Source organism: Dactylosporangium sp. CA-052675 (genome assembly GCF_050947935.1).
Taxonomy (GTDB): domain Bacteria; phylum Actinomycetota; class Actinomycetes; order Mycobacteriales; family Micromonosporaceae; genus Dactylosporangium.
In genome coordinates this window covers 7,284,630-7,298,236 of sequence record NZ_CP192010.1, presented here as the reverse complement: position 1 = coordinate 7,298,236, position 13,607 = coordinate 7,284,630, and the positions used below count along the sequence as shown (strand labels likewise).

General features: G+C 71.6%; 13 protein-coding genes and 1 pseudogene. 7 read left to right on the top strand and 7 right to left on the bottom strand.

Features of this window, described 5'->3' with window-relative positions; all coding sequences use genetic code 11:
• Position 1: 1 nt before the first annotated feature.
• Both ACQP1P_RS32535 and ACQP1P_RS32530 read left to right on the top strand, forming a co-directional pair.
• The gene (locus ACQP1P_RS32535; protein WP_433076672.1) at positions 2-850 is read left to right on the top strand and encodes a DUF4397 domain-containing protein; all 849 of its coding nucleotides are present in this window, start codon (positions 2-4) and stop codon (positions 848-850) included.
• A gap of 82 nt (positions 851-932) precedes the next feature.
• Positions 933-1,556: a class F sortase gene (locus tag ACQP1P_RS32530; protein ID WP_433076670.1), complete on the top strand. Its 624-nt coding sequence runs from the start codon at positions 933-935 to the stop codon at positions 1,554-1,556.
• A 90-nt stretch (positions 1,557-1,646) separates the two neighbouring features.
• On the opposite strand, the gene ACQP1P_RS32525 is transcribed toward ACQP1P_RS32530, so the two are convergent.
• The gene (locus ACQP1P_RS32525) at positions 1,647-3,038 is read right to left on the bottom strand and encodes a sugar porter family MFS transporter (protein WP_433076669.1); all 1,392 of its coding nucleotides are present in this window, start codon (positions 3,036-3,038) and stop codon (positions 1,647-1,649) included.
• A gap of 202 nt (positions 3,039-3,240) precedes the next feature.
• On the opposite strand from ACQP1P_RS32525, the pseudogene ACQP1P_RS32520 reads away from it, so the two are divergent.
• A pseudogene (locus ACQP1P_RS32520) lies at positions 3,241-3,366 on the top strand (PLP-dependent transferase); the annotation flags it as partial.
• 111 nt (positions 3,367-3,477) lie between these two features.
• Here the strand turns inward: ACQP1P_RS32520 and ACQP1P_RS32515 are convergent.
• Entirely contained in the window at positions 3,478-4,878 is a 1,401-nt protein-coding gene (locus tag ACQP1P_RS32515) for a PLP-dependent aminotransferase family protein (protein ID WP_433076667.1), read from the bottom strand.
• Positions 4,879-4,970: 92 nt separating this feature from the next.
• Between ACQP1P_RS32515 and ACQP1P_RS32510 the strand changes: the two genes are divergently transcribed.
• The 3 genes from ACQP1P_RS32510 (at position 4,971) to ACQP1P_RS32500 (ending at position 7,489) form a co-directional block, all read left to right on the top strand.
• On the top strand, positions 4,971-6,323 hold the full coding sequence (locus ACQP1P_RS32510) for an FAD-binding oxidoreductase (RefSeq protein WP_433076665.1): 1,353 nt from the start codon (positions 4,971-4,973) through the stop codon (positions 6,321-6,323).
• Between the two features lie 78 nt (positions 6,324-6,401).
• Positions 6,402-7,001 (top strand): dihydrofolate reductase family protein, encoded by a 600-nt coding sequence (locus ACQP1P_RS32505; RefSeq protein WP_433076663.1) that lies wholly within the window; start codon positions 6,402-6,404, stop codon positions 6,999-7,001.
• A 35-nt stretch (positions 7,002-7,036) separates the two neighbouring features.
• Positions 7,037-7,489: a pyridoxamine 5'-phosphate oxidase family protein gene (locus tag ACQP1P_RS32500; RefSeq protein ID WP_433076661.1), complete on the top strand. Its 453-nt coding sequence runs from the start codon at positions 7,037-7,039 to the stop codon at positions 7,487-7,489.
• A gap of 49 nt (positions 7,490-7,538) precedes the next feature.
• On the opposite strand, the gene ACQP1P_RS32495 is transcribed toward ACQP1P_RS32500, so the two are convergent.
• The 5 genes from ACQP1P_RS32495 to ACQP1P_RS32475 form a co-directional block, all read right to left on the bottom strand.
• Positions 7,539-7,670, bottom strand: coding sequence for a hypothetical protein (locus ACQP1P_RS32495; protein WP_433076659.1), 132 nt, complete (start codon positions 7,668-7,670; stop codon positions 7,539-7,541).
• A gap of 79 nt (positions 7,671-7,749) precedes the next feature.
• Entirely contained in the window at positions 7,750-9,120 is a 1,371-nt protein-coding gene (locus ACQP1P_RS32490; RefSeq protein ID WP_433076658.1) for an extracellular catalytic domain type 1 short-chain-length polyhydroxyalkanoate depolymerase, read from the bottom strand.
• Between the two features lie 26 nt (positions 9,121-9,146).
• Complete coding sequence (locus ACQP1P_RS32485) at positions 9,147-10,502, bottom strand: ricin-type beta-trefoil lectin domain protein (RefSeq protein WP_433076656.1); 1,356 nt, start codon at positions 10,500-10,502, stop codon at positions 9,147-9,149.
• A 277-nt stretch (positions 10,503-10,779) separates the two neighbouring features.
• Positions 10,780-11,769, bottom strand: coding sequence for a monooxygenase (locus ACQP1P_RS32480; RefSeq protein WP_433076654.1), 990 nt, complete (start codon positions 11,767-11,769; stop codon positions 10,780-10,782).
• A 2-nt stretch (positions 11,770-11,771) separates the two neighbouring features.
• Positions 11,772-11,978, bottom strand: a complete 207-nt coding sequence (locus ACQP1P_RS32475; protein WP_433076652.1) for a hypothetical protein — start codon at positions 11,976-11,978, stop codon at positions 11,772-11,774.
• A 229-nt stretch (positions 11,979-12,207) separates the two neighbouring features.
• On the opposite strand from ACQP1P_RS32475, the gene ACQP1P_RS32470 reads away from it, so the two are divergent.
• Positions 12,208-13,542 (top strand): ricin-type beta-trefoil lectin domain protein, encoded by a 1,335-nt coding sequence (locus ACQP1P_RS32470; RefSeq protein ID WP_433076650.1) that lies wholly within the window; start codon positions 12,208-12,210, stop codon positions 13,540-13,542.
• Positions 13,543-13,607: the final 65 nt, after the last annotated feature.

Below are 13,607 nucleotides of genomic sequence, written 5' to 3'. Positions count from 1 at the left end.
CATGAGCATTCGTCTGACGTTGCGCCGCGCCGCGGCCGGAGCTGGAGCGCTGGGCGCCGTCGCCGCGGCCACACTGCTGATCGCGTCGCCGGCGCACGCGGCCGGGCCGAGCAAGGTGTCGGTGGTGCACGGGATTCCCGGGCAGCCGGTCGACGTGTACGTCAACGGCAAGAAGACCCTCGACAACTTCCAGCCGTCGAAGGTAGCCGGGCCGCTGGACCTGCCGGCCGGCAAGTACGACATCGTCATCGTCAAGCCGGGCGACCCGGTGACCAGCCCGATCATCAAGGTCGACCAGGCGGCCGTGCCCGCTGACGCGAACGTCAGCCTGGTGGCGCACCTCACGGCCGACGGCAAGCCGACGCTGACGCCGTTCGTCAACGACACCGCCAAGCTGGCCCCCGGCAAGGCACGGCTCGTCGTGCGGCACACCGCGGCGGCTCCGGCCGTCGACGTCCGCGCGGGCGGCCAGCCGGTGTTCAAGAACCTCACCAACCCGAACGAGGCCAAGGCGGACCTGGCGGCCGGGACGGTGAGCGCCGACGTCGTGCTGGCCGGCACGAGCACGGTGGCGATCCCCGCCGCCGACCTGAACCTGGCCGAGGGCACCTCGACGATCGTCTACGCCATCGGCTCCGCCGAGGGCAAGACCCTCGGCGTGGTGGCCCAGACCATCACCGGCCTGCACGGCACCCCGGGCGGCGTCCCGTCCGGCAGCGGCGGCACCGCCGACCGCGGCCCGGCCGCCTGGACCTACGCCGCCGCCGGCGCCGGTCTGCTGCTGCTGCTCGGTGGTGCGCTGGTCCTGCGCCGCGGCGCCGGACGGGCGGCCGGCGGGGCCCGGGCCTGATGCGGGTCCGATCGAGCAACGGCGCGCCCCCGCAGACTGCTGCGGGGCGCGCCCCGGTCGCCGGACGGTCGCCTGGATCGCCGTGCTGCTCGGGGCCGTCCTGCTCACCGGCGCCGCGGTCACGGCGTGCGCGCAGCGGCCGGCGCCGACGGTCGCAGCGTCCAGCGCCGCGGCCCTCGCCTCCGCGACCCCGTCGTCCTCCGGCAGCGGCGGCCCGGTGATCGCCGGCGCGCTGCCGTCCGCACCGGCAGTCGTGGCGCCGGCCCGGCTCCGCATCGGCAAGCTCGACGTGAACGCGACCGTGAACCCGGTCGGCGTCGACGAGCGCACGGGCGACTTCGCGGTCCCGCCCAGCGTCGACGTCGTCGGCTGGTACCGGTACGGCCCCGGGCTGGAGGCCACCGCCGGGTCGATCGTCATCGCCGGGCACGTCGACAGCGCCCAGCAGGGCGGCGGCGCCTTCTTCAAGTTGCGCGATCTCGGCCCCGGCGACCGGATCGACGTCACCGGCGGCAACGGCACGATGTACCGCTTCAGCGTCGTGGCCCGCGAGATCTACCCCAAGGCGACGATTGCGCTGCAGCGGTACTTCGCCCGCGACGGCGCCGTGCGTCTCACCCTGATCACCTGCGGTGGGCCGTTCGACAGCCGCACCGGGCACTACCGCGACAACGTCGTGGTCACCGCTCAGCCGATCGCGGCCTGACCAACCGGCAGACGCGTTGCCGTTCCGGGCGAGGGCGCGCCGGCAACCGTGCCGGCCGCCGTCACCCGGTCCTGCCTCGCCCGGGCGGGGTCAGCAGACTGCCCCGGCCCGGCGGCGCAGGTCCCTTTCGACGTCCTCCAGGCTGCGGCCCTTCGTCTCGGGCAGGTTGCGGAACAGGTACAGGAAGCCCAGGACGCCGAAGAAGGCGTAGAGCCAGAACAGCCCGGTGGCGCTCAGCGCGGTGATGGCCGTGAGCACGGTCAGCGAGATGAGGAAGTCGAGCGTCCAGTGGGTGACGGTGCCGGCGCCGGCCGCCTTGCCGCGCACCGCGGTCGGGAAGATCTCGCTGTTGATGAGCCAGATCCCGAGACCGAGGCTCGCGGCGAACGCGGCGATGTACACGCACAGCACGGCCACGAGGGCGGCGCCGGCCGCGCCGGTGCGGCTCGGGAGCAGATACAGGGCGCCGAGCGCGACCAGGCTGACCACGACGACCGCAGTGCCCCCGAGCAGCAGCGGGCGTCGGCCGACCCGGTCGATGGCGAGCAGTGCCACGATCGTGACGAGCATGTTGACCAGCCCGATGCCGACGGTGGACAGCAGCGCCGCCGCGTCACCGAACCCGGCCCGGGTGAGCAGCGTCGGCGTGTAGTAGATGACCGCGTTGACGCCGACGAGCTGGTTGGTCGCGGCGACGGCGACGCCGAGCAGCACGGCCGGACGCAGCTGGGGGCTGAACACGTCGCGGATCGACATGCCGCGCTCCGCCGCGCTGATCCGCCGGATCTCGGCCAGTTCCTCGTCGGCCTCGCGGGGTCCGCGGGAGCGCAGCATGACGGTGCGTGCCTCGTCGTCGCGGCCCCGCGACAGCAGCCAGCGCGGGCTCTCGGCCAGGCCGAGCAGGCCCACCAGCATCACCGCGGCCGGTACGACGGCAAGCCCCAGCATCCAGCGCCAGCCCTGGTGCACCCCGGAGAACGCGAAGCCGATCAGGTACGACACGAAGATGCCCACCGTGATCATCAACTGCTGCAACGACACCAAGCGCCCGCGCACCTGCCGGGGTGCCATCTCGGCGATGTAGGTGGGTACCACGAGCGACGACATGCCGATCGCCACGCCGAGCACGAACCGGGCGGCGATGAGCACCCCCGGGCCCGGGGTGAACGCCGACCCGAGCGCGCCGATGCAGAACACGGCCGCGGAGACGATGAGCAGCCGGCGCCGGCCGAAGCGGTCGACGAGCGGCCCGCCGCCCACCACACCGACGATCGCCCCGAGCAGCAGCGCGGCGACGACCACCTCCTGCAGCGTGCTCGACAGGGCGAACGCCGCCGAGAGGTACAGCAGGGCGGCGGAGATGACGCCGGTGTCGTACCCGAACAGAAAGCCACCGAGCGCAGCGACCAGTGCCGGAACGAGGACCGGCCATTGGATGACGGTGGCGCCGCGAGGGGCCTCTGCTGCGGTATGGCTGGCCACGTCGGCACACCTCCTGCTCGTCGCCCAGGACAGCCCTACCCCGTTCCGGCACGCTCACGCCCGGACCGGACCTGTCCGCGCAGGACGGGCCCGGGCGGCGGATGGGCCCTCACACGGCGCCGAGGGTCTTGCAACCCGCTGCTGCGGATCACCGACCTGCGAGCCGTGGCCGGCCTGGCCCGCGCGCACGGCGTCGTGACCCCTGCTCACCGGCGCCACCCTCGGCCTCGTCGACGCCTGGCTGCTGCTGCGCGGCATCCGCACCCTGCCGCTGCGCGTGCCCCGGCACAACGACGACGGCCTGGCCCTGGCCGAGGCCCTGAGCCGGCACCCGGCGGTCAGCCAGGTGCACTACCCGGGGCTTGCCACCCACCCCCAGCACGCCGCACTGTCGGGCTTGTCCAAGCCGTCGCCGACCGAATCGATCCACGGATCGTGGCTACAGCCCCTGAAGTACGGCCGCCAGCACGGTGACGGCCTCGTCGACGGCGGCGTCGGGGAGGTTGCCGTAGCCGAGGACGAGGCTGTGCGCCGGTTGCTGCCGGTCCACCTGGAAGGTGCGCATGCCGGTCAGGCGGAGGCCGCGGGTGGCAGCGGCCGCGACGACGTCGGCCGCGTCCACCTCGTCGCCGAGATGGGCCACCAGGTGCAAACCGGCGGCCGAACCGCTGACCCGGCAGGCGGGTAGCCGGGTGCGCAGGGCGTGCAGCAGGGCGGCCCGGCGGCTGCGGTAGCGCTGCCGGACCGAGCGCAGGTGCCGGTCATAGCCGCCGTTCTCGATCAGCTGGGCGAATGCGAGCTGATCGAGGACGGGTGGCGCCGACCGGGCCGTGCCGCTCGCCAGCAGCACGCGGCGCCAGCGGGACGGCACCGCCATCCAGCCGATGCCGAGGGCCGGCGACAGGGTCTTGCTGACCGAGCAGAGCAGCACGACCCTCGACGGGCTCATCCCCTGGATCGCGCTGAGCGGCCGGTGGTCGTACCGGAACTCGGAGTCGTAGTCGTCCTCCAGCACCAGCCCGTCGACGCGCTGCGCCCAGTCGGCCAGCGCGGCGCGGCGTTCTGCGCTGAGGGAGACGCCGGTCGGGAACTGGTGGGACGGTGTGGTGAGGACCGCGCGGATCGCCGGGTCGCCGTCCAGTTCGGCCACCCGCAGCCCGTGCCGGTCCACCGGGACCGGCACGACAGTCAGCCCGGCCTCGCGCGCCGCCATGTGCAGCTGGACCCACCCGGGATCCTCGACGGCCACGCGGGTGATGCCCTCCTGCCGGATGGCGCGGAACACCCGGGCGACGCTGTCCGTGACTCCGGTGGTGACGACGATGTCGTCGGCGCCGGCCATCGCACCCCGGCTGCGGCGCAGGTGCTCGGCCAGCACCCGGCGGAGCCGGCGGTGCCCGCCCGGCGGCGGAAACCCGAGATCGGCGGTGGTCACCTGGCGCGCCTGGTCGCGCAGCGCGTCGCCCCACCGGGCCCGCGGAAAGGCGCGCAGGTCAGGAAGGCCAGGCGTCAGGTCGAACCGCATCGGCGCCGGCGGCGTCGGGTCCGCCTCCGGCAGGGCGGACGGGGTGTCGGGCGTCCAGCGCACTCGGGTCGCCGAGCCGGCGCGGGCATCCAGATACCCCTCGGCGACCAGCTGGGTGTACGCCTGCGTGACGACCCAACGGGACCAGCCCAGGTCGGCGGCCAGGGTGCGGCTGGGCGGCAGGGCGGCGCCCGTCGGCAACCGGCCGGCGCGGACCGACGCCCGCAGGGCCCGGATGAGCCGTTCGTGCTTCGCACCGGGGCCGGCGAGGTCGAGTAGCGTGCTCCAGGCGAGATTGGTCTGGGAATCGGCCACGCCTTTGGATCGTAGTACCGAGCCAAAGGCCCTTAGCGTTGTCCGCATCACCTGCAGCAGGAGGAACGGGCATGATGACGCCGCATCCACTCGTGAACCGCGTCGCCGGACCGGTGTGGCAACCGGGCGACGAACGGTACGACCTGGCCCGATCGGTCTGGAACGGCATGGTGAATCGTCGACCGGCCGCTGTCGTGGCGTGTACCGGACCGGCGGATGTGGCGGCGACGCTGCGGTACGGCGCCGAGACCGGACTGGAGATCGGGGTGCGCTGCGGCGGGCACAGCATCGCCGGACACGCGGTCCCCGACGGCGGGCTGATGCTGGACCTGACGCCGATGTGCGCGGTGCGCGTCGATGCGGACCGGCGCCGGGCGTGGGTGCAGGGCGGTGCGCTGCTCGGCGCCCTCGACGAGGCGGCGCTGCGCCATGGCCTGGCGACGACCGCCGGAAACGTGTCGCATACCGGAGTCGGCGGACTGACCCTCGGTGGCGGCATGGGCTGGCTGGCCCGTCAGGCCGGCCTCACCTGCGACAACGTCGCGTCGTACCAGGTGGTCATCCCCAGCGGCGAGGTGCTGACCGCCAGCGCTCGGGAAAACCCCGACCTGTTCTGGGGGCTGCGCGGCGGGGGCGGCAACTTCGGCGTGGTCACCGAGTTCGAGTTCGTCCTGCACCGGTTGGACACCCGCGCGTTGAGCGTCGAGATGGTTTTCCCCTTGCACGAGGCCGAACCGGTGTTGCGTCGCTGGCGGGACCTGCTGCCCGAGGCGCCGCGTGAGGCGACGCTGACCGCCTGGGTCGGTACCGCCGGCGACTGGGCGCACCTACCGTCGTCGCTGCGCGGGCGACCGGTGGTCAACATCGGGTACGTGTGGATCGGGGATCCGGACGCCGGACGACGCCTGCTGCCGGCGTTGCGTGGTGCGGCCTCACCGGTCTGCGAGGTCGTCGGGGACCTGACGTATCTGCAGTTGCAGCGGCGGGAGGACGACACGCAGGGGTACCGCTATCGCCGCTATTGGAAGGGCCACTACTTCCGTGATTTCGGCGACGAAGTGATCGGACGGTTCCTGGCGCTGGAGCGGGGCCCGTGCGCGCCGTCCGCGAGCCTCCAGGCCTACGGCGGCGCCATCGCCGAGGTACCGGATCACGAGTCGGCCTTCGGCCAGCGCGATGCACTTGTCGAATTCGTGGTGGCGGCGCGGTGGACCGACCCGGCCGAGGACGCCGATCGGATCACGGAGGCGCGCCGGTACGCGGCCACGATGGAGCCGTTTGCGAGCGGGGCGTACGTCAACGTGCTCAACGACGAAGGCCAGGACGGGATCCGCCGCGCCTACCGCGGAGCGAAGCTGGCCCGGCTGACCGAGCTGAAGGACCGGTACGACCCCGGCAACCTTTTGCATCTCAACCAGAACATCGTGCCCAGCGGCCTGCGCTGAGCCCTGCCGTTCGCCGGCTCGAGCGGTCTGTCTGTGACCTCGAAAGGACGTGAGCGGATGTCATCGACGGTGCTGTACATGTCAATGTCCCTCGACGGATTCGTCACGGGACCCGACCAAGGCCCGGGCAACGGTCTCGGCGACGGCGGGGAAGTACTGCACGAGTGGTTCTTCGAAGCCGGTGGTCGTCCGCGGGAAACCGCCGGGAGCCCGGGAAGCGTCAACGGACGGATCGTCGACGAGGCCATGTCGACCCGGGCCGTGATCACCGGACGGGGGACCTTCGAGGCCGCCAACGGCTGGGGCGGCGACCACCACGATGGCGTACCGATCTACGTCCTCAGCCGCAGCCCGGCGCCCGCGTGGGCGGCGCAATGGCCCGCCGTGCACTACGTGAGCGACGTGGCGGCCGCGGCCCGAGACGCCAAGCACGCGGCCGGCGACCGGAATGTGCTCGTGCACGGGGCGAGCGTCCTGGTGCGGCGCGCTCTCACCGCGGGGGTCCTCGACGAACTCGAGATCCACCTGATCCCGGTCTTGCTCGGCGACGGGCGCCGGTTGTTCGAGTCCCTCGGCATCGAACCGAGCCGGCTGGAACGGATCAGGGTGCTCGAAGGGGAGGGTGGCGTCACCCACGTTCGCTACCGCGCCCCCGGCCGGCGGCAGGGCAATTCGTGATGACACCCGCCGGTATCGCGGCACACGCGCGAGCATTGCTCGACACGAACGGTTTCCTGACCCTGGGCACGGTCGACCCGGACGGCCGGCCCTGGACCTCCCCGGTCTACTTCGCCGCATCCGGCCTGCGGGAGTTCTACTGGGTCTCGCGGACCGACGCCCGGCACTCCGGCAACCTCGCCGAACGTCCGCACGTGAGCATCGTCGTCTTCGACTCGAGCGTCCGGCCGTTCCACGGTCGTGCCCTGTACGCGGCCGGGACCGCGGGTGAGGTGCAAGGCGACGACCTGGAACGCGGATTGCAGGTGTATCCCGGGCCCGGCGACCGGGGCGGCGGATCGCTGACCCTGGGGGACGTGACCGGATCTTCCCCCTACCGCCTCTACCGGGCGACGGCGACCAGCGTGTGGGTCCTGTGTCCACGCGAGCCGGGGCAGCCGTGCCCGCTGCACGGTCGCGCCAACGACCACAGAACCGCCGTTGAATAGCGACTGTACGGGCGACGGCCAGCACCGGCCGCCGGGGCCAGCGGTCGACCTACGCGCCGGCCGGCCGCCCGACGACGGTGAAGGCCACCGTCCCCGCCGCCGTGACCAGCCCGAGCTGCAGCGGCGAGGCGTGCGGCACCAGCACCGCGAGCAGGAGCCGGAAGTCACGGTGCCGCAGCACGGAACCGTCGGGCGTGGGAGCCTCCACTGAGCGCGGGGGTGGGCAACGCCAGCCGCTGCCCACCCCCGGCGTCAACCGGTCAGCTCAGGCCGAATCGCTGGTTGGCCTGGCCGTTGCAGTCGTAGATCTGGACCTGCTGGCCGTTGCCGGTGCCCCAGACGTCCAGGCAGCGTCCGGATTGGACGCCGGTGATGGTGCCGTTGCTGTTGACGTTCCATTGCTGGTTGGTCTGGCCGTTGCAGCTGTAGATCTGTACGGCGGAGGCGTTGGCGGACCCGGCGGCGTCGAGGCACATGTTGCCGTACACCTGCAGTTGTTTGCTGGAGGTGTAGGTCCACTGCTGGTTGGTCTGGCCGTTGCAGTCGTAGAGCTGGACGCGGGTGCCGTTGGTGTGCGAGGCGTTCGGCACGTCGATGCAGCGGCCCGACTGGGCGCCCACGATCCGCTTGGCACCACCCGGCGGCGGCGACGACGGCGGCTGGGACGACGAGGAGGGCGGCGGGCTGGTCGGGCCCGATCCGTCGAGGCCGAGGAAGCTGATCGCGTATGCGAGCTGGCCGGCCAGCGGCAGCTGGTGGCCGACCCCGGCGATGCTGACGCCTTCCACGGTGGCCTGGGTGCCGGTGTTGCCGTAGCGGGTGCGGGTCCAGCTGGACTGCGGATGATCCGTGAACGCCGGGGTCTGGCTCAACCCGTGCAGGTTCGTCCACTGCTTGATCTCCTCGCCGAAGTTCGGGTAGGCGAGGGTCGTGTCGGTGGTGCCGTGCCACAGCTGCATCCGCGGGTAGGAGCCGGTGTAGCCCGGGTACATCGCCCGGGCCTGGTCGCCCCACTGCTGCGCGGTCTTGCTGACGTTGCCCCCCGAGCACTGGCTGTTCCACAGCGACCCGTCGGTGGTGGCGAAGCAGCCGGCCGGGACGCCGGAGAACGCCGACGCCGCCGAGAACACGTCCGGATACTCCGCGGCCAGCACGTTGGTCATCATCGCGCCCGAGGAGAACCCGGACACCACGATCCGCGACGCGTCGATGCTCGGGTACTGCGCCCGGGCGTAGCTCACCATCGACATGATGCCGGTCGAGTCGCTGCCGCCGTTGCGCTTCAGCGCCGCGGGGGTGGACACGTCGAAGCAGCTGCCGCTGCGGGTCGCCTCCGGCAGGACGATGATGTAGCCGTAGCGGTCCGCGGCGGTGACGTAGTCGTGGCCGTTGCCGTTGAAGATCCCGCTCGCCGAGCCGCTGCAGTAGTGCACGAGTACCAGCAGCGCGGGGCGGGGCGCGACCGTCGCCGGCACGTAGATGTACATGTTGAGGTTGGTCGGGTTGTTCCCGAAGTTGGTGACCCGGGTCAGCCCGGCCGCCAGGGCGGGCGGGCTGAACGTGAGCACCGCGGCGACACCGGCGGCGAGCGCCGCCACGGTCGCGAGCAGCACGCGGGAAAGCCGTCGCATGAAACCCTTCTTCCGGCGGGGAGTCGTCATGACAGGCCGAATCGCTGGTTGGCCTGGCCGTTGCAGTCGTAGATCTGGACCTGCTGGCCGTTGCCGGTGCCCCAGACGTCCAGGCAGCGTCCGGATTGGACGCCGGTGATGGTGCCGTTGCTGTTGACGTTCCATTGCTGGTTGGTCTGGCCGTTGCAGCTGTAGATCTGTACGGCGGAGGCGTTGGCGGACCCGGCGGCGTCGAGGCACATGTTGCCGTACACCTGCAGTTGTTTGCTGGAGGTGTAGGTCCACTGCTGGTTGGTCTGGCCGTTGCAGTCGTAGAGCTGGACGCGGGTGCCGTTGGTGTGCGAGGCGTTCGGCACGTCGATGCAGCGGCCCGACTGGGCGCCCACGATCCGCTTGGCACCACCCGGCGGCGGCGACGACGGCGGCTGGGACGACGAGGGCGGCTGGGACGACGAGGGCGGCGGGGACGTCGAGCCGCCGGACGGCAGCAGCGAGCACTTGACGGTCGATCGCGCGATGCCGGTGGTGTCGACGACGCGCGGGCACAGGAACTGCGTGTAGCGCGTGTCGTTGTCGACGAAGATCTTCAGCCACTCGATCTGGCTGCGCAGCTCGATGTCGTTGGGCTTGGTGAAGTAGAGGTGGTCGGCCCCGGCGAGCTGGATGTAGGCGCCCGGGGTGGCGGCGGACAGCGTGGGGTAGAGGCCGTCGAGGTAGGACGGCGTGACGGTGGTGTCGTTCTGGCCGCCGATAATGAGCGTCGGCACCGTGTCGGCGCTCAGGTTGCCCGAGGGCTTGTACGGCGCGAGACCGATCGCGGCCTTCAGCGACGGGCGCTGGGTCGCGGCGTACAGCGAGCCGCCGCCGCCCATCGAGTGGCCGATCACCGCCAGGCGGTTGCGGTCGACCCGGTCCCGGACGGCGCTCTGGCCGGTGAGGTAGTCCAGCGCGGCGAGCAGCTGGGTGCCGCGCGCGGTGTCGTAGTCGGTGCGGCTGTTGGTCTCGATACCGATGACGACGAACCCGAAGGAGGCCAGCCGCGGTCCCATCCAGGCTTCCTCGTTGGCGAACAGAGCGGTGTAGCCGGGGACGATCGCGACCGCGCCGTAGGTCTGGGTGGCGTCGGTCGGGTAGTAGATGTACCCGCCGTTGAAGCCGTTGCCGGGCGGCACCGTGGTCTGCGCGGTGGCGAACGGTCCGTAGGCCGCGGCGACACTGGCGACGGTCGGGTCGGGGCCGCGCTGGTAGGGGTTGGTGTCCGCGGCGTCCGCGGACGGGATGACGGTGACCGCGGCGGCCACTGTGGCCGCGGCCGCGGCGACGCCGATCGCGGCGCGGATCGCCGGCAACCGCCGCCGGCCGCCGTCTGGTCTGCTCGGCACTGTCGACCTCCGATGCGTCTCTGCGCTCTGGACACGCTGAAGCCGCCCTGGGAGGGAATGGCGATGCCGTGGTATCGCTCGGCCCGTAGCGGCAGGCGTCGATGTCTAGCGATGCTGACACACGGGTTCGCGGCGAACAAGATTTCCCGGAAGTATTCCGGAACGATTAGTTGGGATCAGCCCCGTTGACCACGCCGGATGCCGGGCAACGCGCTGGTTACCCGGCATTCGAGGGTTGCTGAGCCGAATGTCACTTCCGGAAAGTACGTGGAAAGGGTTATCGCTTGGATGCCCCCGCGGTCGTCACCACCAGGCCCAGGCACATTTCGTCGCTGGTGCCGTCGCCCCACACGACGTAGCGTGGCGCGCTGCCCTTGAGCTGGGGCAGGAGACCCCGCAGCGCGGCGTCGTGGGTGCACGTCACGCGCAGGGTGTCACCCGGGTGCAGCTCGGCCGGCTGGTCGAGCGGGCGGATGGCCTGGTCGTCGAAGTTGTAGTTGGGCACGTCGAGCAGCGTGCGGGCACCGGCCGTGCCCGGGTTCAGCTCGATCTTGATGGAGCGGCCCAGCAGGTGCATGTGCCCGCCGACCGCATAGACCGTGGCCGCCTGCGGCACCTTGTGATCGCAGTGCTGGGTGGTGCCGGCCACCGGCGGGGCGCCCTGGTTGCACAGCTTGATCAGCTGATCCTCCTGGCCGCCGACCCCGGCGCCGAACCGCTTGGTGACGTCGGCCACGGCGGCCGCACGGTCGCACAGCGGACCCGACTCGCCCGCGGCGCAGGGCAGCTCGATCGGCCCGGGCAGCAGCCCGGTCTGCAGCGGCGTCATCCCGGTGCTTTCGTCGTTGATCCGCAGCCGGATGCTCGACTGGTCGGTGCCGCCGGCGCGGCCGCCGGTGGCGAGCAGGTTGTAGTGAACCTGCATCACCATCAGGCTGCCGGGCGGCATCGGGTAGCCGAGGTTCGGGGCGAGCAGCGTCTCGTTGGCGCCCGGGGCCCAGGACGCGACCCACGCGTCGCCGGTCACGCCGGAGTCGCCGAAGCAGGTCCAGCCCTCGCCGGGCGAGTCCTCGTCGAGCTTGCGCGCCTGGTCGGCGGCGTTCGGGGCGATCCGGAAGAAAATCGCGTGGTGCACGATGGCGGCGTTCTGCGGCAGGAACTGGCTGCCGGTCAGGTAGGCCGTCTTCGTCAGCTTCGGGTCGATGAGGAAGCAGCGGTACTCGTCGGTGCCGCCGTTGGGTGCCTGCGGCGTGTAGGCGGCCGGCATGGTCAGGTTTCGAAGCGCTCCCCGGTGCGCAGCGGCGCGGCCGGCGGCGGCGAGCCGTGTCCGGCGTGCGGGTCGGACGCGGCCGGCGCGGCGGCGGGCGCCCCGGTCTTGTCCGGCGCGGAGCCGCACGCGACGGCGGCCGCGGCCGTGGCCAGCGCGACGGTCAGGAGGGCCAGGGCTCGCCTGGCCGGACCGATGGTGCTCATCATGCCTCCCCCGTTACGAAACGATGATTGTCGATGATTCCGGGATGCCGCGAAGGGCACCTCCGGGATTTCCCCCCATTCGCGGACGGGTCGGGGCTTATCGCGACCTTATGGCGATCTTTGGTCGGTCTGTGAGCGTTGACCTGGCGGCAGTGATGGGCTTAGTTTTCACGAACATCGATCAGCGATGAAAATCCCGACCGCCAGCGGAACGGTTCAGGAGGCACCTGCCATGCCCAACAGACGTCTTACGTTGCGCCCGGTCCTGGTCGCGGCCGTGCTGGGTCTCGCCACAGCACTCGGCGCCGTCGCCGTCACCGCCGCGACCACCGGCAGGGCCGGCGCGGCCGCGAACAGCTGCGGCAACGTGTTCGACGACTTCAACTACGGCTCGTCGAGCGACGCCGGGTTCACCGGGCACGGCTGGGTGCCGCGCGGCAACGCCGGCGGTCCCGGCGTCCCCGGCGCGACCTGGTCGCCGTCGAGCATCACGTTCCCCACGTCCGGCGGCCAGAAGGTCATGCAGCTGAGCGCGTCGACCGACGGCACCGGCGGCGGGACGCGGCAGGCCGAGGTGTACTCCGCGCAGAAGCGCTACTTCGAGGGCACCTACGCCTCGCGGATCCGGTTCGCGGACGCGCCGGCCGCGGGCAACGACGGCGACCACGTCAACGAGACGTTCTTCGCGATCAGCCCGCTCAACGGCGACCTCGACCCGAGCTACAGCGAGCTGGACTTCTCCGAGTACCTGCCCAACGGCGGCTGGGGCGACGCCGGGCCGATCAACTACCAGACGAGCTGGTACACGTACCGGCCCGACCCGTGGTACGCCGACAACACCCACGCGCAGCAGCAGCGCAGCTACGACGGCTGGCACGACCTGGTGGTCCAGGTGGCCGGCGGGCACGCCAGGTACTACATCGACGGCACCCTGGTCGCCGACCACTCCGGCAAGTTCTACCCGCGCCAGACGATGACGGTGAACTGGAACCTCTGGTTCATCGACACCGCCGGGCACAGCGGCGGCACCGCGACCTACGTGCAGCAGGTCGACTGGTTCCTGTTCGCGCGCAACCAGGTCCTCTCCCCGGCCGCCGCGACCGCGCAGGTGACCGCGTACCGCGCCGCCGGCAACAGCTACACCGACACCTTCGACACCGCGCCGGCGTGCGGCGGCGGATCGGGCGGTACCGGTGCGATCATCGGCAATGGCAGCAACCGCTGCATCGACATCCCGTCGGCCAATGCCGTGGACGGCAACCAGCTGCAGATCTGGGACTGCAACGGCACCAGCGCCCAGCAGTGGACGTTCAACGCCGACGGCTCCGTGGGCGCCATGGGCAAGTGCATGGACGTGTCCGGCGGCTCGACCGCCAACGGCGCCGCGATCCAGCTGTGGACGTGCAACGGCACCGGCGCCCAGAAGTTCACCCTGACCGCCGCCGGCGACCTCGTGAACACCCAGGCCGACAAGTGCGTCGACGTGCAGAACGTGGCCACCGCCAACGCCTCGAAGCTGCACCTGTGGACGTGCAACGGCGCCAGCAACCAGAAGTGGCACCGCTAGTGCCGTGACCACGACGCTCGCGGCGTTGGGTGACACGCCGCTCAGCCTCCGGGCTGGGCGGCGTG